General features: G+C 56.7%; 21 protein-coding genes and 6 pseudogenes. 15 read left to right on the forward strand and 12 right to left on the reverse strand.

Going from position 1 to position 24,783, the window contains the following annotated elements; translation table 11 throughout:
- Nucleotides 1-147: 147 nt before the first annotated feature.
- The 3 genes from AC19YQ_RS23755 to AC19YQ_RS23765 all read right to left on the reverse strand — a co-directional run bounded on the left by AC19YQ_RS23755 (nt 148) and on the right by AC19YQ_RS23765 (nt 3,897).
- Nucleotides 148-1,578, reverse strand: coding sequence for an IS1182 family transposase (locus tag AC19YQ_RS23755; protein WP_500596074.1), 1,431 nt, complete (start codon nt 1,576-1,578; stop codon nt 148-150).
- Nucleotides 1,579-1,840: 262 nt separating this feature from the next.
- Nucleotides 1,841-3,190, reverse strand: coding sequence for an ATP-binding protein (locus AC19YQ_RS23760; RefSeq protein ID WP_500596075.1), 1,350 nt, complete (start codon nt 3,188-3,190; stop codon nt 1,841-1,843).
- On the reverse strand, nt 3,187-3,897 hold the full coding sequence (locus tag AC19YQ_RS23765; RefSeq protein ID WP_133078338.1) for a response regulator: 711 nt from the start codon (nt 3,895-3,897) through the stop codon (nt 3,187-3,189). The genes AC19YQ_RS23760 and AC19YQ_RS23765 overlap by 4 nt, the downstream gene beginning before the upstream one ends.
- 163 nt (nt 3,898-4,060) lie before the next feature.
- Between AC19YQ_RS23765 and AC19YQ_RS23770 the strand changes: the two genes are divergently transcribed.
- From AC19YQ_RS23770 to AC19YQ_RS23795, 6 genes and pseudogenes are all read left to right on the forward strand, one after another.
- On the forward strand, nt 4,061-4,345 hold the full coding sequence (locus tag AC19YQ_RS23770) for a hypothetical protein (protein WP_500596076.1): 285 nt from the start codon (nt 4,061-4,063) through the stop codon (nt 4,343-4,345).
- 46 nt (nt 4,346-4,391) lie between these two features.
- Nucleotides 4,392-5,060, forward strand: a complete 669-nt coding sequence (locus AC19YQ_RS23775) for a DUF3313 domain-containing protein (protein ID WP_500596077.1) — start codon at nt 4,392-4,394, stop codon at nt 5,058-5,060.
- 433 nt (nt 5,061-5,493) lie between these two features.
- Nucleotides 5,494-5,799: pseudogene (locus AC19YQ_RS23780) on the forward strand (transposase); the annotation flags it as partial.
- Nucleotides 5,796-6,140 carry an IS66 family insertion sequence element accessory protein TnpB gene (gene tnpB, locus AC19YQ_RS23785; RefSeq protein WP_048351026.1) on the forward strand — a complete coding sequence of 115 codons (345 nt, stop codon included), beginning with the start codon at nt 5,796-5,798 and terminating at the stop codon, nt 6,138-6,140. The pseudogene AC19YQ_RS23780 and the gene tnpB, both read left to right, overlap by 4 nt.
- A 37-nt stretch (nt 6,141-6,177) precedes the next feature.
- Nucleotides 6,178-7,683 carry an IS66 family transposase gene (gene tnpC, locus AC19YQ_RS23790; protein ID WP_153380244.1) on the forward strand — a complete coding sequence of 502 codons (1,506 nt, stop codon included), beginning with the start codon at nt 6,178-6,180 and terminating at the stop codon, nt 7,681-7,683.
- A gap of 3 nt (nt 7,684-7,686) precedes the next feature.
- Nucleotides 7,687-8,265: a plasmid pRiA4b ORF-3 family protein gene (locus AC19YQ_RS23795; RefSeq protein ID WP_082136488.1), complete on the forward strand. Its 579-nt coding sequence runs from the start codon at nt 7,687-7,689 to the stop codon at nt 8,263-8,265.
- A 463-nt stretch (nt 8,266-8,728) separates the two neighbouring features.
- Here the strand turns inward: AC19YQ_RS23795 and AC19YQ_RS23800 are convergent.
- A pseudogene (locus AC19YQ_RS23800) lies at nt 8,729-10,510 on the reverse strand (CocE/NonD family hydrolase); the annotation flags it as partial.
- A 605-nt stretch (nt 10,511-11,115) separates the two neighbouring features.
- Here AC19YQ_RS23800 and bcsZ point away from each other — a divergent pair.
- Genes bcsZ through AC19YQ_RS23820 form a run of 4 tightly spaced genes read left to right on the forward strand, consistent with a single transcriptional unit; the run spans nt 11,116 to nt 17,464 of the window.
- The gene (bcsZ, locus tag AC19YQ_RS23805; RefSeq protein WP_500596078.1) at nt 11,116-12,312 is read left to right on the forward strand and encodes a cellulose synthase complex periplasmic endoglucanase BcsZ; all 1,197 of its coding nucleotides are present in this window, start codon (nt 11,116-11,118) and stop codon (nt 12,310-12,312) included.
- Nucleotides 12,294-16,118 (forward strand): cellulose biosynthesis protein BcsC, encoded by a 3,825-nt coding sequence (locus AC19YQ_RS23810; RefSeq protein ID WP_500596079.1) that lies wholly within the window; start codon nt 12,294-12,296, stop codon nt 16,116-16,118. Before bcsZ ends, AC19YQ_RS23810 begins: the two co-directional genes overlap by 19 nt.
- Before the next feature lie 15 nt (nt 16,119-16,133).
- On the forward strand, nt 16,134-16,799 hold the full coding sequence (locus tag AC19YQ_RS23815) for an SGNH/GDSL hydrolase family protein (RefSeq protein WP_326427120.1): 666 nt from the start codon (nt 16,134-16,136) through the stop codon (nt 16,797-16,799).
- Complete coding sequence (locus AC19YQ_RS23820; protein WP_500596080.1) at nt 16,799-17,464, forward strand: cell division protein FtsQ; 666 nt, start codon at nt 16,799-16,801, stop codon at nt 17,462-17,464. Before AC19YQ_RS23815 ends, AC19YQ_RS23820 begins: the two co-directional genes overlap by 1 nt.
- A 56-nt stretch (nt 17,465-17,520) precedes the next feature.
- Here AC19YQ_RS23820 and AC19YQ_RS23825 read toward each other — a convergent pair.
- The 4 genes and pseudogenes from AC19YQ_RS23825 to AC19YQ_RS23840 form a co-directional block, all read right to left on the reverse strand.
- Nucleotides 17,521-17,634: pseudogene (locus AC19YQ_RS23825) on the reverse strand (DNA adenine methylase); the annotation flags it as partial.
- A gap of 150 nt (nt 17,635-17,784) precedes the next feature.
- Nucleotides 17,785-18,309 (reverse strand): lysis system spanin subunit, encoded by a 525-nt coding sequence (locus AC19YQ_RS23830; protein WP_500596081.1) that lies wholly within the window; start codon nt 18,307-18,309, stop codon nt 17,785-17,787.
- Complete coding sequence (locus AC19YQ_RS23835; RefSeq protein ID WP_500596082.1) at nt 18,306-18,839, reverse strand: glycoside hydrolase family 19 protein; 534 nt, start codon at nt 18,837-18,839, stop codon at nt 18,306-18,308. Before AC19YQ_RS23835 ends, AC19YQ_RS23830 begins: the two co-directional genes overlap by 4 nt.
- A 57-nt stretch (nt 18,840-18,896) precedes the next feature.
- A pseudogene (locus tag AC19YQ_RS23840) lies at nt 18,897-19,460 on the reverse strand (phage late control D family protein); the annotation flags it as partial.
- Between AC19YQ_RS23840 and AC19YQ_RS23845 the strand changes: the two are divergent.
- Nucleotides 19,456-19,950, forward strand: a complete 495-nt coding sequence (locus tag AC19YQ_RS23845; RefSeq protein WP_500596083.1) for a hypothetical protein — start codon at nt 19,456-19,458, stop codon at nt 19,948-19,950. The pseudogene AC19YQ_RS23840 and the gene AC19YQ_RS23845 sit on opposite strands and share 5 nt — an antisense overlap.
- 138 nt (nt 19,951-20,088) lie before the next feature.
- The gene (locus tag AC19YQ_RS23850; protein WP_500596084.1) at nt 20,089-20,295 is read left to right on the forward strand and encodes a hypothetical protein; all 207 of its coding nucleotides are present in this window, start codon (nt 20,089-20,091) and stop codon (nt 20,293-20,295) included.
- 187 nt (nt 20,296-20,482) lie between these two features.
- On the opposite strand, the pseudogene AC19YQ_RS23855 reads toward AC19YQ_RS23850, so the two are convergent.
- The 3 genes and pseudogenes from AC19YQ_RS23855 to AC19YQ_RS23865 form a co-directional block, all read right to left on the reverse strand.
- Nucleotides 20,483-20,653: pseudogene (locus tag AC19YQ_RS23855) on the reverse strand (phage tail sheath family protein); the annotation flags it as partial.
- Nucleotides 20,654-20,743: 90 nt separating this feature from the next.
- Nucleotides 20,744-21,187 (reverse strand): tail fiber assembly protein, encoded by a 444-nt coding sequence (locus AC19YQ_RS23860; RefSeq protein ID WP_500596085.1) that lies wholly within the window; start codon nt 21,185-21,187, stop codon nt 20,744-20,746.
- 1 nt (nt 21,188) lies between these two features.
- Nucleotides 21,189-21,383 (reverse strand): hypothetical protein, encoded by a 195-nt coding sequence (locus AC19YQ_RS23865; RefSeq protein ID WP_500596086.1) that lies wholly within the window; start codon nt 21,381-21,383, stop codon nt 21,189-21,191.
- Nucleotides 21,384-21,475: 92 nt separating this feature from the next.
- Between AC19YQ_RS23865 and AC19YQ_RS23870 the strand changes: the two genes are divergently transcribed.
- The 3 genes and pseudogenes from AC19YQ_RS23870 to AC19YQ_RS23880 form a co-directional block, all read left to right on the forward strand.
- Complete coding sequence (locus tag AC19YQ_RS23870; RefSeq protein WP_500596087.1) at nt 21,476-22,039, forward strand: deoxynucleotide monophosphate kinase family protein; 564 nt, start codon at nt 21,476-21,478, stop codon at nt 22,037-22,039.
- Nucleotides 22,040-22,385: 346 nt separating this feature from the next.
- Nucleotides 22,386-23,780, forward strand: coding sequence for a DNA cytosine methyltransferase (locus AC19YQ_RS23875; RefSeq protein ID WP_500596089.1), 1,395 nt, complete (start codon nt 22,386-22,388; stop codon nt 23,778-23,780).
- Nucleotides 23,781-23,926: 146 nt separating this feature from the next.
- A pseudogene (locus tag AC19YQ_RS23880) lies at nt 23,927-24,187 on the forward strand (transposase); the annotation flags it as partial.
- Between the two features lie 261 nt (nt 24,188-24,448).
- Here AC19YQ_RS23880 and AC19YQ_RS23885 read toward each other — a convergent pair.
- Nucleotides 24,449-24,783 (reverse strand): transposase (locus AC19YQ_RS23885; RefSeq protein WP_500596088.1); only part of this gene is annotated, 335 nt, incomplete at its 5' end.

Here is a 24,783-nt window from a genome sequence, read left to right on the forward strand (position 1 = left end):
AAGAACGTCGGCGGGCTGCAGTGCAAAGGGAGCAATTGGACGAGGCATGCCTGGAACCATCTCGGGGCGAGGGGTGCACAGTATATCGTTGTACGTTAGAAAATAAACTAACCGCTCACGACACTAGATCGTCCAGAACGAACCTTTTCAGGCCGACAGCGCCTTCATCAAACCATTAGCCCCCATGATTTTCATGACCCGTTTCAAGTTGTAGGCGAGAACGTTCAAGCTCATCTCTGCACTTACCCCTGCCAGCTTTCGCGTCAGGAAATGCGTTGCACCCATCCATTGTTTAAGCGTCCCGAAGGGATGCTCCACCGTCCGTTTACGGATTCGCATCATATCCGGCGCATTGCGCAGCCTGTCCTGCATTTCTTCCAGTACGGCCTCATGTTCCCAACGTCGGACCCGTCGCTCCGTGCTCGGTGTGCACTGCGACTTCAGCGCGCAGCCCTGGCATTTCGAACTCCAGTAACGGTGCAGCTTCAGACCTTTTTCAACGTAGGAGTAGTGCCAGATCAGCGCTTCGCCAGCCGGGCATATGTATTGGTTTTTTGCCGAGTCATAGATGAAGGCATCGATATTGAAACGCCCGTCCGCCTTGGCTCCAGAGGTCATTGGCTTGGGCACATAGGCGGTTATGTTGGCATCGTGACAAGCCAGGATTTGTTCGCTTTTGAAGTAACCTCGGTCAGCCACTACCGACAGCGTTTCCGATGCCATCGCCTCGCGGGCCTGCTTGGCCATCGAGCTGAGTTGATCGCGGTCGGAACCGACGTTAGTCACCTCATGTGCAACGATCAAATGGTGCTGAGTATCGACTGCCGTCTGCACGTTGTAACCGACGATTCCGGTGCCGCGCGTCATCATGGAACGGGCGTCTGGATCGATCAGTGAAACCTGTTTATCCGGCGATTCGTTGAGCTGGATTTCAATCGCTTGAAGCTCCTTCATTTGCGTCTTCAGCTTGGCGATTTTCTCTTCCAGTCGCACGGCGTTGGCCTCTGAGACATTTGGTTCTTGCCGATCGGCAGTATCGAGCGCGGCCAGGTAACGGTTGATGCTCGACTCAATGTCCTCCATTCGCCGTTTCAGTTTCGCGCTGGTGAAGTTTCGGTCGCGATTGTTGACCGCCTTGAACTTGCTGCCGTCGATGGCGACCAGATTTTCTCCGAACAGCCCCAACTGCTGACAGAGCACAACGAACTGACGGCAGACGCCTCGGATCGCCTTGCTATTGTCTTTTCGGAAGTTGGCGATTGTCTTGAAATCGGGTGTCAAACGCCCGGTCAACCACATCAACTCGACATTGCGTTGGGCTTCTCGCTCCAAGCGTCGGCTCGACTGAATGCGGTTGAGATAGCCGTAGATGTAGACCTTCAACAGGACTGCGGGGTGGTAAGCGGGACGGCCTGTGTCAGCCGGAATAGCACCGTCAAAACCCAAGGAAACCAGGTTGAGTTCATCGACAAAGACGTCGACTACGCGCACCGGATTGGTATCGCTGACGTAGTCGTCGAGGCTTTCGGGAAGTAAGGTACCTTGGCCTCGATTTTCACCTTGGATAAAGCGCTTCATGGGCGATCCCTGCGATGAATTCCTCAGAAATCATAGCAAGGGTTCACGAATGCGTTTTTACACACTCTGGGCCAATCGCTGCCTTTAGTGACGGGCCGCTATCGGCCGATCCTGTTGAAAAAGTCGGTTCGCCCAAACAGCCTGGTCATTGACTGGTTAAAACACCTTTTTTGCACACTGCTAAGTGAAATTTGAGTCCGGAAGCGCGCGATGGTGATTTCCACACTTACGGATTGATTACGCCTTCAAGGTGTCAACCCAACTAAAGCCGATTCAAGAACCCATGGGGCAACTCAACTTGTGCAACGAGCCCGCCGCCACAACGGTTTCTCAATAGCAACTCTCCGCCGTGCTGGTGTGCCATGGCGCGGGCCGAGGACAGGCCCAGGCCAACGCCACCGGAGTTACGGTTACGAGAGGGTTCAAGTCGGACGAATGGGGCAAAAACGTTTTCCAGCTCCGCTTCAGGAATCCCTGGCCCTTTATCGCTCACCTCGATGCGGACCGAGCACGAGTCACTGCTCAATTGTATGCACGGCAGCTGCGCATACTTCACGGCATTTTCCAGCAAATTGGCAGTGATCCTTTTAATGCCTACCGGGCGGCCGAAAAACACCAGATGGGGCGGGCCTGCAAAATCGACGACGATACCCTGATCACTGTAATCATCGATCACGGTTTGCAGCAGCTCTGAGAGATCAAAACTGGTGGCTTGTTCCTGTAGTGCCTCGTCGCGAAAAAAACCCAGAGCCGAGCTGATCATCGATTGCATTTCATCAGTGTCACGGATCAGCTTGCGTTGCTGCTCAATGTCTTCAATAAACTCGCAACGAAGCCGCACACGTGTGAGAGGCGCGCGAAGGTCGTGCGAGATCGACGCTAGCATGTGCGTGCGTTCGGCGATGAACTGCTGAATTTTCGCCTGCATGGTGTTGTAAGCAATGATCGCTTGGCGAATTTCATACGGCCCTTCGATATCAATGGGAGGAGCGTGCAGGTCCCCACCAAAGCGTTGTGCTGCGCTGGTGAAGCGTTGCAGTGGGTTAGCCAGTTGGCGTGTGGCGAACCAGGCGACCAACCAAGTCGCAACCAGGCCGAGGGCAATGACGATGGCAAAACGCAACGCAGCACTCACCCCCCAACTGCGTTGCGGTGGCGTAAACGACAACCAGCTATCGTCGCTCAGTTGTACCAACATGACATAGCGAGCTTGCGGGCTATCCGCGGGCCAATTGGCGGGCTGCAAGACTTCAATTTTGTGATGTGTCTCCCCCAGTAACTCACGCAAAACCGGCGCACTATCAGGGCCTAACAAGGTACCAGACACAGGCAGTTCGAAGCCGCTTCGGCGCTCGCGCCATTGCACCTCAAGGGTCGGATTGCTCGCTGCGCCCGCCAACTGCGCGCGCATTGCCGGGGGTGCCGCCTGGATGACTCGCGTAGTAGCAGCGACCTGGTCCAGCAATCCGATCTGATCCACCGGGGGTTTGGCCCAGACCCCGGCGACCTGAACAAACAGGGCATAGAGTACGAGCGAGGACAGCATCGCCGCGACTATGGTCAATGCAATCCGGCGTCGAAGAGTATCTATGTGCGGAATCAGACGGATCACGTCCGCGTCACCTTGGCGTTGAACATATACCCACCATTGCGCACGGTACGAATCAGATCTGGACGTTTGCTGTCTGGCTCTATTTTTCGTCGCAGGCGGCTGACTTGCACGTCAATGCTTCGATCAAAGGCTTCATGATTCTGCCCACGCGTCAGATCGATCAATTGCTCACGGGTAAGGATACGTTCAGGGTGCTCAAGAAAGACCACCAGTAGATCGAATTCACCGCCAGAGAGCGGAATCATTACATCTGCGGACGAACGCAGTTCGCGGCGCGTGACGTCCAGATGCCAGCCAGCGAAGCGGATAACCAGCCGTGCGTCTTCGATACGCGGGTGTACAGGATCATTCGCGCGGCGCAGCACTGCGCGTAACCGGGCAAGCAACTCTCTAGGGTCGAAAGGCTTGGTCAGGTAGTCATCGGCACCCAACTCCAGTCCGACAATACGGTCACTCAATTCGCCCATCGCGGTCAGCATTACCACCGGAATACGAGTATTGAGCCTCAACTTCTGACACAGGCTTAAACCACCCTCACCCGCAAGCATCAGATCGAGAATGATGAGGTCCGGACGATTGCGGTCGATTGCCGCCCACATGGCTTTGCCATCGGTGGCCAGTTCCACTTCATAGGCATGCATGAGAAAGAACTTCTCTAACAGCAATAGGATTTCCACATCGTCGTCGACGATCAGTAACCTGCTCACATTCAGTGATCCATGGTGCAAAAAGGAAGGTATCTAAAACTATTCTGGCGCGACGGTCATTTATTTCAATCGTGAAACATTTCTGCTTTGCGGACATGAATCAGACATCTTCAGGCAAAAACACTCAGGCAAGCTGCGCGCAATCTATTCCGGAGCGCCCTCCATGCAGACACTGAGCAGCAAAGACACATGCACCGACGCCTTGATCCTGAAGCAGCTCACCAGCAAGGTCTGGAACAACGATCCAGTACTTTTTCAAGAGTCGCGCATGACACTTTCAAGCGATCGTGAACGTATCGTCCTGATCAGTTACATCGAGCACTACAGTCCCGGAAGCGGCCAATGGGTGGAGTACTCCTACTCCGTGCCAGTCTGCGAGTTCACTCAATGGATCATGGCTAATGGCGTACTGAACATCGAGAACTCAGAGAACCGCCCGGGCGTCTGAGCACTGCAAGTACCATTAATTTAAAATCGATTCAGGAACGCAAAAAATGGGAAGACGTATCTCGCTACCGCTAGTGGCGACCCTATCCATTTCACTCACTGCTTGTACCAGCCAAACCATCAGACCCGAAGAGTATTCGGGCTTCTTGCATGACTACAGCCAACTGACGGAAAAAAAGCTTCCATCCGGAAAAAAGGTGCTGACTTGGGTGAGCCCGACACTGCATACCCACCATTACACCCGTGTGTATATCGAGCCGAGTCTTTTCTATCCAGAAATGCTACCGAGCGAACGCGCTCCGCAGTCAACGCTTTCGGCCGTAACCCATTACTACGATACCGCCCTCAAACACGAACTGGGCAAAGTGATGACTGTCGTCGAAACCCCAGGCCCCGACACACTCACCATCAGGTCCTCCATCATCTCTGTCGCGGCCAGGACGCAAAGCTTGCGATTTTATGAGTGGCTTCCCGTAACACTGCTTGCTGCCGGCGTCAGCACTGCTACCGGCATCCGCGACCAGGACAGTGAAATCACCACCGAAGTGGCTGTTCTGGATGCCGTCGACCAAGACGTTGTGGCGCAAATAGTGCGCAAAGAGACTGGCCGGCCACTGGACAATGATAAGCAGGTCATGACCCTGGATGATTTCAAACCGGTGCTCGATGGCTGGGCCATCGATATGCGGCAGGCATATTCATCCGGCGGGAAATAAGTACTCATACGTGGACACGCAACACTGTATGTCCCTTGGAGTTCGGCAGCCGCCAGGGAATTCGCCATCCTTGAATAGTAAAAGCTACGGGGGCTGGTGGGGTGGCCCACCGGAAGCCCTTGGGAATGGACAAGTTCCAGTCGTGGCAGCAACAGCATTCAGTCTTTTGGCTGGATAGAGACATTGGGGCAAACCCCCATGCCCACTTTCAAGCGAAAGCAAAATACCCCGCAAAGCACTCCATCCACTCACCGAAAAAGCCAGGTTGCGGAACTGATCGTAACCGTCCGGCCAGCACCCTCTGCTGACAGCCCTCCGAATTGGCCAAGATAGTGGACACCATTTTTTAGTGGACACTATCTTGGATATCATTGCCCCAGCCCGTCGACCCGGTCGTCGCCCCAACTTCCCGCCAGAGTTCAAACGCAAAGTTGTCGAAGCCACGTTCCAGCCTGGCGCCTCCGTGTCGTTGATCGCTCGTGAGCATGACGTCAATGCCAACCTGGTCTTTCGCTGGCGGCAGCAATATCAAGAGGGCTTGTTCGGCCCGGCCAGCCAGAGTGCAACGCTTTTGCCTGTCCAGGTGATCGAGGCGCCAATAGATTTACCGCAAGTCATTCAGTCACCGCCTGAGTGTCATTCCGTGATCGTTGTTGAGGCGGGAAAAGCCAAGCTGCGCATCACTGGCACGCCTGACCCGCAGACCCTGCAACTCATCTTGCAGCAGTTACTGCGATGATTGCTCCGCCCGCTGGAACCCGCATCTGGATCGCTGCCGGCGTCACGGACATGCGCCGTGGCTTCGACGGTTTAGCCGCACTGGTGCAGACTCAGCTTGAAGCCGATCCGTTCTCCGGTCAGATCTTTGCTTTTCGCGGACGGCGCGGTGACCGGATCAAATTGCTATGGTGGGACGGCGACGGGTTGTGTCTGTTTTGCAAACGGTTGGAACAAGGACGCTTTGTCTGGCCGCAAGCAACCAGCGGCAGCGTGTCGCTGACGGCTGCGCAGTTGTCGATGCTGTTGGAAGGCATTGATTGGCGCAGGCCAATTCGTACAGCACCCATCCTCGCGGTCTGACTTGCCACGCTGAAAAAATCCCAAGTAACATTCGGTCATGACGCTCGCGACCGACTCTTTGCCTAACGATCTTCAAGCCTTGAAGGCTCTGGTCTCTGCCCAGCGGGCAGAGATTGAGCGCTTGAAAATGATGATCGCCAAGCTGCGTCGTATGCAGTTCGGTCGCAGTTCCGAGCAACTGGACGCCATGATCGACCAACTCCAGTTGAGCCTTGAAGAGTTGCAAGTCAGCCAGACTGAACTGACACCACCAATCGAACCGCCCCCTCGCGTCGTCTCTCGGCGCAAGCCGTTGCCTGAACACCTGCCTCGCGAAATTCACGTCCATCAGCCCGAATCGCAATGCTCCGGTTGCGGTGGGAAACTTCGCCATTTGGGGGAGGATGTGTCTGAGGTGCTGGAGTACGTCCCAGCGCGTTTCAAAGTGATCCGCCATGTTCGCCCCAAGTGGGTTTGCCGCTGCTGCGAGCACATCGCTCAGGTGCCGGCACCGAGTCGCCCGATAGCCCGAGGCCTTGCAGGCCCTGGGCTACTGGCCCACGTGCTGGTCTCCAAGTTTGTTGACCATTTGCCGCTGTATCGGCAATCCGAGATCTACGCCCGTGAGGGCGTGGATCTGGAGCGCTCAACTCTGGCCGACTGGGTCGGCCAGAGCAGTCAATTGCTCAGGCCGCTGATCAACACCCTTGAGCGTCATGTCATGAGCGGCCATAAAGTTCATGCCGACGACACGCCGATTGGTGTACTTGCGCCGGGCAACGGCAAAACCAAAACGGCTCGCCTATGGACATACGTGCGGGACGACCGACCTGCCGGTTACACGACACCGGCGGCGGTCTGGTTTGCCTACTCCCCGGATCGCAAGGGGCAACATCCCCGTGCTCATCTCAAGAGCTTCAGCGGGATCTTGCAGGCTGACGGCTACGCCGGTTTCGCTCAGCTGTATGCTGCAGGCAGCATTCAGGAAGCCGCCTGCTGGGCTCACGCCCGCCGCAAGTTTTACGATGTCTACAAAGACCAGGCTTCACCACTTGCCAGTGAGGCGCTGCAACGGATTGCGGCCCTGTATGCCATCGAAAGCGAGATCCGCGGACAACCGCCAGATCATAGAAAAACGGTTCGGCAAAGTCGGGCGAGTCCACTGCTGGAGCACCTGCACGCGTGGCTTAACCAGACGCTGGCTCAACTGTCGAAAAAATCGACATTGGGCGGTGCAATCCTCTATGCCCTCAACCGGTGGCAGGCTTTAACGCGCTACTGCGATGACGGCCGAATCGAAATCGACAACAACGCCGCCGAACGGGCGCTGCGCGCCGTCGCGCTGGGCCGCAAAAACTACCTGTTTGCCGGTTCCGATGCCGGCGGAGAACGAGCGGCTGCGATTTACAGCCTGGTGGGTTCGGCCAAGCTCAACGACCTGAACCCGCAAGCCTATTTGACACACGTGCTGGAGCGCATCGCCGACTACCCAATCAATCGGGTCGACGAACTGCTGCCCTGGAACGTTTCTCTCACACTGACTGAATTCTGCGAGGCTGCCTGATCCATGGTTAAAACTGTCCGTTTACCCAAACCCGCCCCCGACCTGTTGCTGCTGCACATTGAGCTGAAGTGGATCACTCCGACGATCTGGCGTCGGTTCGCGGTGCCTGAAAACATCACCTTGGGCAAACTGCACCATGTCATCCAGGTCGTGATGGGCTGGAGTGATAGCCATCTGCATGAGTTTGAAATTGCCGGTGAGAATTACGGCATGCCCGACCCTGATGGTTGGGGGCCGACGGTAAACCCTGAAGCCCGTAAAACGCTGATCAAGGCGCTGAGCGGAAAGCGGACATTTAATTATCTCTACGACTTTGGTGACAGTTGGCATCACAGTATCAAGGTCGAAAAGACGTTACCGGCGGTTGCGTGTCCTCAGGTGCCGTACTGCATCGATGGCGCCAATGCTTGCCCACCGGAAGACGTGGGTGGCGGGCCTGGTTATGAGGACTTTCTGGAGGCCATGGGCAACCCCAATCATCCAGAGCATGACGACATGGTTGAATGGCATGGCGATGTTTTTGATCCGGCGGCATTTGAGTGCGAGCGCGTGAATCAGTGGCTTAAACGGATTAAGGTTTGAGTTGCAAGGCGGTGTAGTTCGGACGCTTACAACTGATCCAAAAAATTGCGGAAGTGATCGTCAAATCGCACGCATAAAAAAGCCCCGCAGACGTTAATCTACGGGGCTTTCGAATGTGGAGGCCGAAGCCGGAATCGAACCGGCGCGGGCGGATTTCAATCCACTTTTTACATATAAGTCATAAACTTACTGCTATTTCGATTCCGCTAATGCTTCAGATTTATACGCCTGAACGTCAAGTATACAAAGGGTTTCATTTCAAAATACGGAACCGATTTACCCCCCATTTCCTGCGCCCCCATCGACAATACAACGCTCATCAATTAGCGAAGCTTACGTACCTGCTGAGCTACTGCTATCGGCCAAATAACTGCCTGGGATGCATTTAGCCTGCGTCGCATTCCTTCGAGACCTGTTTGGGCACTACTACCATTATTTCGCTGGCCAGGGGAGGTATTGATATTCAATCCTCCAGGATTCGCAAGATTAATCGAGACGGCATCTTGGCGCTGAGATGCAAAGTATTGCATGCAACTCTCTTTTGAATCGCCGAACCTTCCGGCTCACCTGAATTTGGATTAACGTCGAAACGCGGGAAATTACTGCTGGCAATATCCAGTCGAATACTATGCCCGGCTTTAAAAACGTTACAGGTCGCAAAGGGCTCGATAGTAATCTTGAACGGTTTACCTGGAATCAGTAGCTCAGGCTCGCTCCACGAGTCGCTGTAACGACAACGAAAAATGCCGTCGGTAATGTTCATAGCGTAGCCTTGGGGGTAATCGGTGCTAGCCGGGTAGACGTCTACCAGCTTTGCAGTAAAGTCCGTATCAGGACAATCGCTCTCTACCCACAACTCAATACTCACTGGCCCGGCGACAACAACGTCTTCAGATAACGGCGCTGTTTCAAAACTCAATACATCTGCACGCTGTTTCAACGGCATGTCATTACCTTGAGAGCCGAAAAACTCCGAGCATTCAATCTGATCGAATGCTCCACCGACAAACACGGGAGCCCCTGACGTTAATGATCCACCGACCGTGGGTACAGGGTTAGTCGGATCTGCGTAATAGCTAAGGTACTGGGTATCTTGGGTGGGTTTGGACGGGCTCAGATCTCCGCTGTGAGTCAGAAATAACGATTGATCGACAGTGTCGGGCAACGGCCATGCACTCGCAGAAATCCAGCGGCCGTCATGCTCGATACGTCCTTCAGCATTGCGCGCACCACTCCCGCCTCCCATCAGAAACACCTGTACTTGGTGAGCTTCGTCAGGCTCGGTAACTGGTTGTGACAAATGGCGTTCGAACCAATTCAGCCGACATTCCAGCCAAGTTTTTTCAACCTGCCCGTCAAAAGCGGCTAGAGGGCCGAACTCTGCGTTACCACTGAATGTGATGTTACGGTCTCCATGGAGCCAAGGCCCCATGATGAGCCGCTGCTGAGCTTTGCGTCCGTTGGTAAATGCTTCGTAGTTGGCTAAGGTTGAGCTGACGTAGGCATCGTACCAACTCGACATGAACATGACCGGGATATCAGGAATAGCGTCGTAATAACCTTCGGCATACAGGCCGAGCTGCTGCCAGTAATCGTCGAAAGTACCGTGACTCCATTGGAAGAGCAGGTAGTCTTCGTACTCAGGCGAATGACGCAGCGGTGAATTCCCTGGGCTCCACGACATCCGGGCAAACCAGGAACGAATGTCCTCCTTTTGCAACGCTTCGAAGACCAAAGGATCAGCCTTGGCGGCTGGGCTTTCCTTGGCCTGCTTATAGGCCCATGTCGCCTGTTTGAGCTCGAAAGCGCCGCCTTGCCGTATCCCGCACTGGTATGCGTTAGCGAACCCCCCCGAATCCAGCACCATCGTCGTTAGGCCTGGCGGATTCAGGCATGCCATCGCCAACTGAGTGTGCGCAGCGTAAGAAAGCCCCATGCTGCCTACACGACCATTGCACCATGGCTGCTCAACCAGCCAGCTCAACGTGTCGAAGCCAAGCACCACGTCGCGCAGCGCGTCGACCAGAGGCTGCAACTGCACGCCAGTTACGCCAACCCATTGAGCCAACGTTGAGCGCGGAATCGCCAAGCCAGCTCGACCGAAAATCGACTCCTGGCGGTAAAGCGGAAGATGGTCGGCAAACTTGGCGATCATGACGTGGGCAAGCAGCCCGGCGGTCGGGATGCCCTTATCAATGACCTGCGCCGGAACCGGCGCCTGGATAAGCGTTTCGCAGTCATCGCATACCCGCGCCTGCGCGGTGTCTTCAAATAACAGGTACAGGCTTTCAATCTCCGCCGGCTTGAGCGCTTCCAGCGCCTCTCCAGTTTCCACAGTGAAGCGCAAGCCTTATCGATTTTTAATCGCCGGCGCCGCCATTCGCATCAATCAGTGATGCAGCCTCATCTACGGTGTGACGCATGATGTCGCTCCGTCATATGACTCATCACTTTATCGTCTTAGGCGCGTTAGGTGAGGGGGGCCGATTCAGTTCATATTCTGACAGCGTGTGCATTTACCCTCGGGTAATAGTCATAAAAATGGCGATTTTCCGTTCATTGGATTGATTTTATCTAAATTATTCAAAATAATGGCACAATCATTTTGATATCACGGGCTGTGTCCGATAGCATATAACTAGAAATACAAGGTCAAGCTATCGTCGACCTTTTTTCGTCTTAAAACTGTAAATCGGGTGAGTAGGGGTAGTGAGTGAGACCAGCAGATGACATTTCAACACTATTTAACAAGCTGGGTGCCAACCCGCCCCACCGCTTCAGCTTGGACATGGCCGAGGTGACCAACCTGATCTACTTGTCGCTGCGTGCTCGTGCAAAACGGTGGTTAGCATGAGCCCGCTGGGTAGTTTGGCCCTGGTAGCACTCGGCACGGTGATGTTTGCAGGCAACGCGCAGTCGCAAACCTGCGACTGGCCGCTGTGGCAGAACTACGCCAAGCGCTTCGTGCAGGACGATGGACGGGTACTGAACTCGTCCATGAAACCCAGTGAAAGCAGCTCGGAAGGGCAGTCCTATGCGATGTTCTTCGCCCTAGTCGGCAACGATCGTGAAAGCTTCGATAAGCTGTGGACCTGGACCAAAGCCAACATGTCGGGCTCTGACATCAGCCAGAACCTACCCGGTTGGTTGTGGGGCAAGAAAGCCGATAGCACTTGGGGCGTCATCGACCAAAACTCCGCCAGCGACGCAGATTTGTGGATGGCCTACGCGTTGCTCGAAGCGGCTCGCGTGTGGAGTGCACCGCAGTACCGCACCGACGCGCAATTGTTGTTGGCCAACGTTGAACGCAACCTAATCGTGCGTGTGCCAGGCCTGGGCAAGATGCTGCTGCCAGGCCCGGAGGGCTACGTGCATGCGGGCGGTTTGTGGCGTTTCAATCCGAGCTATCAAGTACTTGCACATCTGCGTCGCTTCCAGAAAGAGCGGCCGAACGGCGGTTGGAGCGAAGTCGCCGAAAGCAACGCGCGGATGCTTGCTGACAGCGCCAGCAACCCCCATGGCCTCGCGGCCAACTGGGTCGGCTACCGCGCCACCAGCGCCAACACCGGGCTGTTTGTGGTTGACCCGTTCTCCGATGATCTGGGCAGCTACGATGCGATCCGCACTTATATGTGGGCCGGCATGACCGCCAAGGGCGATCCATTAGCCGCGCCGATGTTCAAATCACTGGGCGGTATTTCACGCGCGACGGCTGCATCGGCTAGTGGCTTTCCACCGGAAAAAATCCACGTCCTGACCGGTGAAGTCGAGAAAAACAACGGCTACACGCCGATGGGGTTCTCGGCTGCCACCCTTATTTTCTTCCAAGCCCGCGGCGAAACCGCCCTAGCGCAGCGGCAAAAGGACAAGGTCGACGAGGCGCTCACCAAAGCCCTGGATCCTTCGGCTCCAGACAGTGCGCAGCCGATCTACTACGACTACATGCTCAGCCTGTTCAGCCAGGGCTTTACCGATCATAAGTACCGTTTTGAACAAGACGGTATGGTCAAACTTTCCTGGGAGGCCGAGTGCGCCGTCACACGCTAGCCATTGCCATTTTCGCTGCCTTAGCCTCAACCACCAGCTTTGCTGAAACCAGCGACCCGCAATCCCTGCTGATCGAGCAGGGCTATTACTGGCAGACTAAAAAGAACCCCGAACGCGCCCTCGAAACGTGGCAGAAACTGCTGCGCCTGAGCCCTGATCAGCCAGATGCGTTGAGCGGTATCGGCCTGATCCAGGTGCAACAGAACCGCCCGGCTGAGGCGCAGAAGTACCTGGCCCGCTTGCAAGCGTTGAGCCCAATACCGCGCCAGGCCTTGCAGCTGGAGCAAGACATCACCGTTGCCGTTCCCGACAACGCAAAGTTGCTCGAGCAGGCTCGTGAACTGGGTGAGCCGGAAGCCGAGCGTGAACAAGCAGTGGCCTTGTACCGCAAGATTTTTCAGCACCGCCAGCCTCAAGGTTTGATCGCCCGTGAGTATTACAACACCCTTGGTTTTACCGCCAAAGGTACCAATGAGGCCATCGTCGGTCTGCAGCGCCTGAGCCGTGAGCGTCCCAATGATCCAATCGTTGCGCTATTCCTCGCCAAGCATCTGGCGCGCAACCAAGCCACGCGGCCTGACGGTATTCGTGCCCTGGCCAAGCTGGCATCGAACAACGATGTGGGTGGTAACGCCGATGAGACCTGGCGCTTTGCGCTGATCTGGCTCGGCCCGCCGAAGCCGGACCAGGTGTCGCTGTTCCAACAGTACCTCACCGCGCATCCGGATGACGCCGAGATTCGTGCGCTGATGAACAAAGGGATCACCCTAGGTAAAGGTGGCGGTACATGGCAGCGTGATCCACAGATGACCAAGGCCTTCAAGGCGTTGGATGACGGCGATCTGAAAACTGTCGAGCTATTACTGACCGCGCGCCTTGCGCAAAAACCCAATGACGTGGATGCCCTCGGTGGAATGGGCGTGTTGCGCCAACAACAAAAGCGTTACAGCGAAGCGGAAAACTACCTTGTCCAAGCCTCGCACTTGCCCGGCGGTGCCGCGTGGAAATCCGCCCTGAATGACGTGCGCTATTGGAACCTGATCAGCCAGAGCCGTGACGCACAGCGCGTCGGCCACAGCGCTCAGGCCCGTGACCTAGTGGCCCAAGCCGAACGCCTGAATCCTGGCCTGCCTGGCGCGGCTGTCACGTTGGCGGGTTTCCAATTCCAGGACAATCAGTTCGATGCTGCCGAAACCGGCTACCGCAAGGTGCTGGCCAGTCATCCAGAGGACCTGGATGCCTTGAGTGGCTTGATCAACGTGCTGTCCCAATCGGGCCAGCCGGATAAAGCTTTGAAGCTGATAGACTCGGTGTCGCCGACCCAGCGCGCGAAGTTCGCACCTAGCGTTAAAATCAACGCATTGCGCGCCACACAGATTGGCAAACTGGCCGAGCAACGCGGTGATGTAAAAGGCGCACAAGCCGCCTATCGTCAGGCCCTCGATGTAGATCCGGAAAGCCCTTGGACGCGTTTTGCCCTGTCGCGCATGTACCTGCGCGACGGCCAGATCCGCAACGCACGTGCCTTGATCGACGGCTTACTCAAGACTCAACCCAACGAGCCGGATGCGCTGTACACCAGCGCCATGTTGTTGGCGCAATTGAGCGAGTGGGATCAGGCCGAGACCACTTTAGGGCGTATCCCTACGGCGCAGCGCACGGCGGACATGAACGAGCTCGCGGTGGATATCGCGCTGCACCAGCAGACCGGCGTCGCCATCGAAACCGCTCGCCGTGGCCAGCGCCCGGAAGCCTTGGCGTTGCTGGGGCGTTCTGAACCGCTGACCCGCAATAAGCCTGAGCGTGTGGCTGTGCTGGCCGCCGCTTATGTGGACGTCGGCGCTGTGCAGTATGGCTTAAACATGATGCAGAATGCGGTTGAAAACAACACCAACCCTACCTCCGACCAGAAACTGCTGTATGCCAACGTACTGCTCAAGGCCAACAAATACAGCGAGGCGGGCGAGATCCTACGCGAAGTACAGGGCCAGCCTTTAACCGAAACCGGGCGCCAGCGCTACGACGACTTGATCTACCTGTACAGGGTCAAGCAGGCCGATGCCCTGCGCGCGAAGAACGACCTAGTGGCCGCCTACGACATGCTGTCCCCGGCACTGGCCCAGCGTCCCAACGACGCTCTGGGCGTTGGAGCCCTGGCGCGGATGTATGCCGCCAGCGGTAATGGCAAGAAGGCCATTGAGCTGTATACGCCGCTGATCCAGCAGAACCCGAACAACGCACACCTGCAACTTGGCCTGGCGGACATCGCCCTGAAGGTTAATGACCGCGGCTTGGCACAAAGCGCCAGTGACAAGGCGCTGGCTCTGGAACCGGGTAACCCGGAGATCCTCACGTCGGCCGCACGCATCTATCAAGGCCTGGGCAAGAACAGCGAAGCCTCTGAATTGCTGCGCAAGGCCCTAGCGATTGAAACCGCGATGAAAGCCAAGACCCAGGTAGCCCAGGCTGACGCCTCAAGTACTTCGTACAACCCGTTCGTGGGTGTGCTAGGCCAGCGTCGCCAGGTTAATAACCTGACGGTTTCTGGCACCATACCGCCACCGATCGACGCGCCGACCAAGTCCGTGGCGTCCAACGATCTGAGCGACCAGTTTGTGCCACCGTCGAACATTGCCTCTATCGACAACCCCGAGCTGAGCCCGGCGCGCCGAGCACTGGATAACATACTTCGCGACCGGACCGATTACGTGGTGCAGGGTTTGAGCGTACGTAGCAACAACGGCGAGAAAGGCTTGAGCAAAATCACTGATGTTGAAGCTCCGTTTGAAGCGCGGATGCCGGTGGGAAATAACACCTTAGCGCTGCGGGTGACGCCGGTGCATTTGACGTCTGGTGCGGTAAAAGGTTTCGGAGCGCAGCGCTTTGGCGGTGGGACCAATGATGATCTGGGTAAGCAAAGCGACAGCGGCGTCGGGTTTGCGATCGCTGTAGAGAATCCTGATCAAGGGTTGAAGGCGGATCTGGGGGTCAGCCCGATAGGTTTTACTTACCATACATTGATCGGTGGCGTGAGTGTTGCGCGACCGTTTGAGGCGAATTCGAACTTCCGCTACGGCGCGAATATTTCTCGCCGCCCAGTGACCGACAGTATGACCTCATTCGCCGGCTCAGAAGATAAGCGCACTGGTGAAAAATGGGGCGGTGTGACCGCTAACGGCGGTCGTGGAGAGTTGAGCTACGACAACCAAGAGCTGGGTGTTTATGGCTATGCCTCGTTACATGAAATGCTTGGTAACAACATAGAGGACAATACCCGTCTGGAACTGGGCAGCGGCATCTACTGGTATCTGCGCAATACCCAACAGAACACTCTGACCTTGGGCATCAGTGGTTCGGTAATGGGGTTCAAGGAAAACCAGGGTTATTACACCTACGGTCATGGCGGTTACTTCAGCCCGCAACGTTTCTTCTCTCTAGGCGTACCGATCCGTTGGGCCCAGAGCTTCGACCGTTTCAGCTACCAAGTAAAAACTTCGGTAGGCGTGCAGCATATCGAACAAGATGGCGTCGATTACTTCCCGGGGCACAGCGATCTTCAAGACAGCCAGACCGTGGGTAATCGCACCTATGCCAGCGACAGCAAAACCGGCCTCGGCTACAGCCTCAACGCTGCCGCCGAATACCGCCTCAGCTCGCTGTTCTACTTGGGTGCAGAACTCGTTGTCGACAACGCCCAGGACTACCGCCAGTACGTCGGCAGTGCTTATCTGCGCTATTTGTTCGAAGACCTGAGCGGGCCTATGCCATTGCCGGTCAGTCCCTACCGGGCCCCTTATTCCAACTGATTAATCGGAGCATTAATGCCTGTTTCTGCGATTGCCGGCCTAACCATGCTGGTATTGGGCGAAAGTCATATGAGCTTTCCCAATTCGTTGCTCGACCCGCTGCAAGACAACCTCACCAAGCAAGGCGCAGTGGTTCACTCCATCGGTGCCTGCGGTGCAGGTGCGGCGGATTGGATTGTGCCGAAAAAAGTCGAATGCGGCGGCGAACGTACGCCCACCGGCAAGGCCGTGATCTATGGCAAGAACGCCATGAGCACCACGCCGATCCAAGAGCTGATCGCCAAAGACAAACCCGACGTGGTTGTGTTGATCATCGGCGACACCATGGGCTCCTACACCAACCCGGTATTCCCTAAAGCCTGGGCCTGGAAAAGCGTGACGTCGCTGACCAAGGCCATCGCTGAAACCGGCACCAAATGCGTGTGGGTAGGCCCGCCATGGGGCAGGGTCGGCTCCCAGTACAAGAAAGACGACACTCGTACCAAGCTGATGTCGTCGTTCCTGGCCAGTAACGTGGCACCGTGCGCCTACATCGACTCGCTGACCTTCTCCAAGCCGGGCGAGTGGATCACCACCGACGGCCAGCATTTAACTATCGACGGTTATCAGAAGTGGGCCAAGGCGATCGGTACTGCCCTAGGTGACCTGCCACCATCGGCCTATGTTAAAGGAAGTAAATAATGAAACGGATATCTGTGGGCCTGTTGACCTTGCTAGCTAGCGTCAGTGCCTACAGTGCCGACATCCCGTTGTACCCGACTGGTCCAGAGCAAGACGCGGCGTTCCTGCGGTTTGTCAACGCCACCCTCGGTGAGTTGAAGCTGGTGGCGGACGGCTCCAAGGCCAACCTGGTGTTGAGCGGTGACAAAGCAGTGTCGGAGTTCCTGCCGGTGGTCGGTGGCGACAAACCGATCAAAGGCGTGTTGAGCAAGGCTGGCAAAAACACAGACTTCTCCGTGAAAGTGGCGCATGGCGAATTCGCCACAGTGTTTGCACTGGCCGACGCTAAGGGTGCCATGCGCCAATTGGTGGTACGCGAAGTTCCAGACGACTTCAATGCGCTCAAGGCTTCCCTGGCGTTTATCAATGCCGACGCCACCTGTGCCGATGCCGGTCTGGAAGCCGTGGCGCAAAAAGCTGAGCTGTTCAAAAAGGTCGCTGAAGGTGCATTGCAGCGGCGTATGATCAACCCGGTGGAGTTGTCAGTGCAGCTCAAGTGCGCCGGTGCGCCGGTGGGCCAGCCGCTGACGCTCACCCTTAAGGCGGGCGGGCGCTACAGCGTGTTGGCCGTTCCTTCAGACAAGGGCTCGAAGTTGCTGTTCGCCTCTGACGCACTCGTTAACTGATCGAGCCCAACACTACCATATGGCCATGTCGTCCATCGTACGCGGTGTAATTGCTAACTCGCGCCACCGGCGAAGACTTCGACGTAACATTCGTGGGGTGGGAACAGGGGAATAAGGCGGTCGGCCAGACGGCGTTTGCCGCCCATCCAAGGAATGATGGGTGAAGACATAATGTGCAAGACCTTTTCTGTATGGATTGACAGGTGCTAGGCTCGCTCCGCTTTGTGCACGAAGCAGGAGCCTTGACTGGGCTTGCAGGAATTGTCTGCGGGTTTGGTGGCCGGACTGGATGTTGACGCATCCAGCTTCGGCCGCTCCTTTTACTTTGTGCCTGATACTTCTTTGGCATAGGCCTGACAGGCCTGCAGCGCGATCAATCCTTGGTCGCCGTCGCCGGTGATTCCGATAATTCGTTGAGCATGCGCTGGGTCAAGTTGGGCTCTACGGGCGCCATAAACCACACCGCCGGCGCCGGTGGTGGTTTGCACTGCATCACAACCAGTTCCGGCGGCGTCGAGTTTGACTGACAACCGCAGGTCAGCAGTAGCAAGGCGATCACGCAGGCGTGCCTGTTTAGTTTTTTCATCAGTAAGGGCTCTGTAATGGGCTTGGTCGCTGGCTGCCAGCCATTGCTCCAGGGCAAGGCGCTTGCCCTGCTCCGCCAGATTTTGTGCGGAATTGGCATTGGCTAGATTGGTTCGCTCGGTTTGGTGGTCAGCTTCTTTGGCGGCCAACTGCTGACCGTAGGCGTTAGCCTGCCAAGCCCATGCGGCCCATGCGCTGCCAGCCATCAGGGCAAGGTTGACCAGCAGCACCCCGCCCCACTTCACAGCATCGATCTTCACGCCAACACCTTGAGCGCACGGGCATACAGCGCCTGACGATCCTCCGCGCCATTCTGGCCACCATTGATGCGCTGAGTGATCTGGTCGAACCGGCCAGCGTCAGCCAAGGTGTTGAGCCCCCTGCTCGCCCAGAACCATGCCGCCGACATGCAGGCGTGCTGTGGCTTCTCCAGCAGCTCGGGCTGCTTAATCAGATCAATGCCCAACGCTTCGCGGCACGCCATGTAATTTACCCGACCGGTGATTTGGATCAGGCCACGCCCTCGGTACTTGGAGCCGTCACCCGTCACGGTATTACCCAGGTCTTTGCGGCCTTCGTATCTGGCTTGGGCGGCTGTTGGCCCCCAGATTTCTTTGACGTATTTCAGTTGGCCAGACTCGTGGCCAATTTGCGCTATAAACGCGGCCACGCGCTTGGAGCCAATGATCTGGTAACGCACCATCGCGGCGTTGAGTACCGGCACAAAAACGCTGGCAACTGGACCAGCGTTGGGGAGAATCTGCAGGAGTTGTTGCTGGGTAATCGACATAAGTGGCCCTTACGAAAAAACCCGCACAAGGCGGGTTGTATGAGGTCGGTTTGGGGGTTACAGCTCGATGACTTGTAGCGGCGCCTTAACCTTGGCTTTCTTGCCTTTGGCCTTGGCTTTGCCCTGTTTCCCGGCATTGCATTCGACGGTGGTACTCCAGCCACTTTGGGTGAAGATCTGCTCGACCGAGTCCACCAGGTACTCGCCATCAAGACCGGTTTTAAAGCCTTGGGCGTTGATGCTGCGTTCAGCAAATAGGTCGGTTCGCCCGGGCATTTCCAGACGCACCGCAGCGGTGGAGCGGTTAAAGGCGGACAGTCGGGCCTTGGCCGCTTGTTCGGCGGCGGATTTGTTGGGGTAGATGTGGCGGTCGGTGTGTACAGGCGGCATACCGTCCGAAGCGTCTTCGTTGTCCAGGGTGATGATCGCCAACTTGCCGGTTTTCTTGTTTTGATGCTTGGCGCTGACCGCTTTGTGGGTGCTGCGATCCGCGAGGCGAAATTGCCAGCGGCTGACATCGCTGCGGGTCAGGGTGATCGCCCCCAGCACCTTGCCGCTTGCGCTCTGTCCGGCTTCGCGTTGCAAGACCAATAACTTGCCATCGGCCACTTTGGCCGTGCAACAGCGCGGGCATGTACTTGGCCATGTCCTTGGGGCCAAACGCGCCAATGTCACCGGCCGCCGCGACCTGGCCGAGCATGGCGCCCATGTCTTCCTTGGCAACACCCGCCTCTTTGAAGGCACTGAACAGGGTGGCGATGGTTTCGGCTTCCATGCCCTGGCCGTCGACCAGGTCCGCGATCAGTGGCGCATAATCCACCGACTCTTCCCAGCTAATGCCCTTTTCAATCAGGCCGCTGACCGCACTGGCCAGCGCTTTCTGGCTCATGCCTTTCTGGGTCGCGACCTGGGTAATTTTGTCAGCCATCTGCTTTTCAGCGTCAGTGCCGGCCGTGTGTGCCCAGATCGCCATTTGACGGATTTGCGCTTGGTAGTCCGCCGATATCTTGGTAGGCACCGCAACCGCTGCAATGCCGATCGCGGCTTTTCCAAGGGTGTTTTTCATCCCGGCCCGACCTTCATTGAACTGGGTATGACCTTTGGCTTTTAGCTCGGCACTGCGGGCTGTTCGGCCCAATACGTTATATGCCCGGTCAAGCCGCCTGACTTCCACACCCTGCTTGCGCAGGCTATCGAGGTTGGAGTTCAGACGAGTCAACAGCATGGACGCACCGGCGGCGCCACTGTCGTGGGCTTTTTTCCATTCGTTGCGCAGGCGAATGGTGTCGCCGATCTGGCGTTGCATCACCCGGGCCTTGGCCCCGGCGACTTCAAGCTTTTTGATTCGGCCTTCAACATCTTTAAAGGCGTTGCCCACGGTAGCGCTGACAGCCCCACCGATGACGAGGCCGAGCGCAAGTTTGTTCGCCATGTGTTCGCCCTGCCCTGTGGTTGAGGCTCAATCTGTGAGCCACCAGACAATTTCCGAGAACGACATAGCCATGATCTCAGCGGCGGAAAAACTCGTTTCCGACGCCAAGCGCTTGGCCAGGTATTTCAAGGTCGCGGGATTACAGTTCGTCTTCGTTGACCAGACGAAAATAGCCTTCCTGTACTCGCTGATAGTCCAGCAACTTCAGGTGCTCCAACGTGCGGTTGAGGAGCACCAGGTCGCTGGGCTTGGCTGATGTGTCTGGGCCGGCAACGAAGGTGTCACACAGACCGATGATTGAGGTGGACGGCAGCGCAATGATGCGCGCACCGGTATCGACCAACGCGACGGTGACGCCGTGAAAACGGCTTGCTGTACTCATAAAGGCATTCTCCAGAAACGACAAAGCCCCGACTGGCGGAGCTTGTGTGGGTCAAACGGTAGATACGAAAACGCCCCGGAATGCGGGGCGCTATAGGACGTGCTCTTTGATCCACTCGGGTCGCGTCGGCCGGTGGTCAAGCGCTGGAAAGTCCGGGCCCTGTGGCCAGTCGCGCAGTTGCTGCAGATAGGCCAGCAGTTGTGCGAATTGCTCTGGCGTGAGCGTGGTGCTTAAAGCCAGGTCCTGTTCGTCACGGTGACGCTCGCGCAACCACTTGAGCGACGCTAACTCACCGTCGCGCCACTGGCGTTCGATCTCGGAATAGTCAGGTTTCAGTTCGGGGAGCGGCTCTTTGGTAATCTTTCCATCATTGGAAAGCATCCAGGCACCGTCGACTTCGTTGATGGTGCGCAGCCAGAGGTCGCCATCGACCGAGACAGTGCCTGCTGGCAGTGGGTCAGGCACCGTGGCATTGATGGGAAGGCGCGTGTGCAAGGTGCCGTCTTCATTAAAAACGATGTAGTAGCGTTTCATCTTAAAACCCCAGGGCGAATACAAAGGCGGGACCGTTGAGCGAACCGGGCAGGCCATTGCCAAACCTGGCGCTAGTTAACGTAGGTTGCTCCATGACTTCTAGGGTGCCTTGCGACCAACCGATGAACATGCCATTAAGGCCATCCACCCAGCCGCATGCACTAGTCGCGCCGCAGTCGAAGCCATCCAACGCCATACAGGTCGACTGGTCATCATCACCGCTCCAAGCCGCATCGCATTGGCAAGTCAGCTTGTCGATACTTTCACTCCATTCGGGGGTGATGCAGCATGAAAAAGTTACTGATTGGATTGTCAGGCCGCGCCCGCTCGGGCAAAACAACCGCTGCCAAACACCTGGTCTGCAAGCACAACCTCCAGACATACGCATTCGCAGACCCGCTGCGTGAAGGCCTGACAACCATCTTCAACCTTAGCCCACGTGACTTTGACGACGAGAACAAAGAACAGCCAATCGCCTGGCTAGGCCGCTCCGCACGCGAACTGATGCAGTCGATGGGCACCGAGTGGGGCCGTAATCAGGTGCACCCAGAACTGTGGCTGCTTCTGGCCGAGCAAAATCTTGGATTCCTCGAACAAACCAACACAGCAGCCTCCGGCTTTGTGATTAGCGATCTTCGTTTCGAAAACGAAGCGGCTTTCGTTCGGGAGAAAGGCGGCCTGGTCATTCATTTGCTACGCGAAAGCGCACCCGATGTGAACCCACATATCAGCGAAACCGGGATAGCAATACACGACAACGATTTCGTGGTGCACAACGACGAAACGATTGAGCAGATGACAGGCCAACTGGACGAGATCTTCAATGCTCTTTGCGCTCGCGCAGCGGCTTAAGGAGCAGTCACATGAACCGAACCCTGGATGCTACTGCCGCCCTACTAGGCTTGAAACCACGCGCCTTTCGCAGTCGCTTACGTGAGCTTGGCATTTTGACTCAGAACGGTGAACTGGCCAGCAAGCACCGAGACCAGGGTTATCTGTATGTAGACACGCGCAGTCGCTGGAACGCGAACATCAACAGGCATGAAGCGGCCCCGGGTGATCAGCTTGGAGAACGTGAAGCAAATCCTGCATTGGGGACCCCTGGTGGCCAAGCGCTGCAAGTCGACCGGGCGCGTCATCAAGCTGGGTGGCGTCATTGCAGAGCCAGGAAGTAGTGCCGGTCAGCGAGCAGTTCTTGGTGCCCGACCCAAAGCGCCGCGGTCAGACTTGGGCGGTATTTGTCGCCGAGCTGCAGCGCCTGGGCTACGTCGTCGAATGGCGCGTGATCAAGGCTTGCGACTTCGGCGCGCCCACCAGTCGGGAACGCCTGTTTATGATTGCCCGCTGCGATGGTCAGCCCATCGTGTGGCCCGAGCCAACCCACGCTAAAAAGCCCAGCAAGGGCCAGCAGAAGTGGCGCACAGCCGCCGAGTGCATCGACTGGACCATCCCGAGCAAAAGCATCTTTGGCCGTAAAAAAGACCTGGCCCCGGCCACCTTGCGTCGAGTCGCCAAGGGTATGCGCAAGTTCGTCCTCGATGCTGCCAACCCTTTTATAGTCCCGATCGCGAACTGGTCCGGGGAGAGCGTACAGTCTGCGGACGAGCCGCTGCGCACCGTGACTTCCTACCCCAAAGGCGGCGCCTTCTCGGTTGTCAGCCCGGTGCTTATGGGTGCGGGTGGCCCGGTGTATTCGGGCAAGCCTGTAACCGTCGACCAGCCAGTCGGCACCCTGATGACGCAGAATCATCGTGCGATTGCATCGGCATGCATAGTTCAGGCTGGGCATGGAGAGGGATCTGGCATAAGTAAACGCCGTAGCCACGGAGTGAATGACATCTGCGGTCCGATCGGCACGGTTACCGCCAGTGGTGGCGGTCAGTCCATCGCTACTGTGTTCATGGCCCAAATGAATGGCGGCTTCAACACAACTGCCGCGAAAAGCATCGAAGACCCCATGACCACCGTGACCAACACCGGAAGCCAGCAACAACTGGTCACCGCCAACCTGGTGCACTTGCGGGGCAACTGCGATGCCAGGGACTCAAACGACCCACTGCACACCATCAGTGCGGGCGGCACCCATCACGGGTTGATGACGGCATTCCTTGAACGTCAGTTCGGCGCCAGTGTCGGCCAGGGCCTGAACGAACCGGCCCTCACCATCACAGCGGGCGGTGGTGGCAAGAGTTCGCTGGTCGAGCTGCAGCTCTCACCAGAGGTTGAAGCCGGTGCGCTACGAGTAGCGGCCTTCTTGATCAGCTATTACGGCACCGAGAATGTGAGCGACGCCAGCGAGCCAGCGCCAACCATCACCACCCGCGACCGCCTGGCACTGGTCACCGTGACCATCAAAGGCACGCCGTATGTGATCGTCGACATCTGTCTGCGGATGCTGCAGCCGGCTGAGCTATACAAAGCACAGGGCTTCCCGGCGGACTACATCATCAGTCACGGCGCCGACGGCAAGCCCTTCACTAAAACCCAGCAGGTGCATATGTGCGGCAACAGCGTCAGCCCGCCACCTATGGCTGCATTGGCCCGAGCAAACGACCCGTGGCGTGTGGCTGAGCGTCATGCGGAAGCAGCATAAATAAGCTTTTCATCACTTGCCTCATCAAGGGATGGACTTTAATAGCCTGAATCTATAGCTTTTCTTGCCTAACAAGAGCATGTGTAGTGGTCTAATGAAACCGGACACCCTTTTAGGCGAGAATACTCGCCAGATCGAGGTGTCAGATGACCAAACAACGCCGTACCTTTTCCGCTGAATTCAAACGCGAGGCTGCCGACCTCGTGCTCAAGCAAAACTACAGCTTCATCGAAGCCAGTCGTTCACTGAGTGTTGGTGAGTCGGCGCTGCGCCGCTGGGTCGACCAGCTTCAGCAAGAGCGCACCGGCGTCACGCCCCAGAGCAAGGCCCTGACACCAGAGCAGCAAAAAATCCAGGAGTTGGAAGCTCGGATTGCTCGCCTCGAGCGCGAGAAATCAATATTAAAAAATCTATGGTCACCCCCTTTTTTGCAATGCTGATTCATGGGCGAAGTAGTTGGCTTGCTTAAATCTATCCGGCGTCTATTGGATGATTCACCCGCGCCATGATGAGAGTCGCGCCTGACGATCCTGAAAAGGCTAACGGCTTCTTGCTGAGCCAATTTTTAAAACAGGTTATTCGTCAGGCCGGTAGGCCGTTTACGTCATCTATTATTCAGCTATCGCAAAACCTGTAAGGTAAATCGTGGTACAGCAACAACTGCAGAATCAGGCGTTCAAGGCGTCTGGCCCTGCTTCGTATTGCGTATGGTGCGCGGCCATCGCCCAAGCGATACGCGCCAGCTTGTTAGCCAAGGCACAGGCCACGACATTAGAGTGGCGTCGGCTCAGCAATGAGCGAACCCAGTCGGCCAAGGCTCCTTTCTGGTGATCGAGTCTCTGCATGTAGACCCTGGAACATTGCACCAACAACTGCCGAAGGTGCTTGTCGCCGCGTTTACTGATCCCCAGTAAGTTGGCCTTGCCGCCGGTGCTGTATTGCTTGGGTACCAAGCCCACTGATGCGGCAAAGTCCCGGCTGCATCGGTACTGCTTGCCATCGC

It is taken from the genome of Pseudomonas sp. MF06569 (assembly GCF_059862735.1).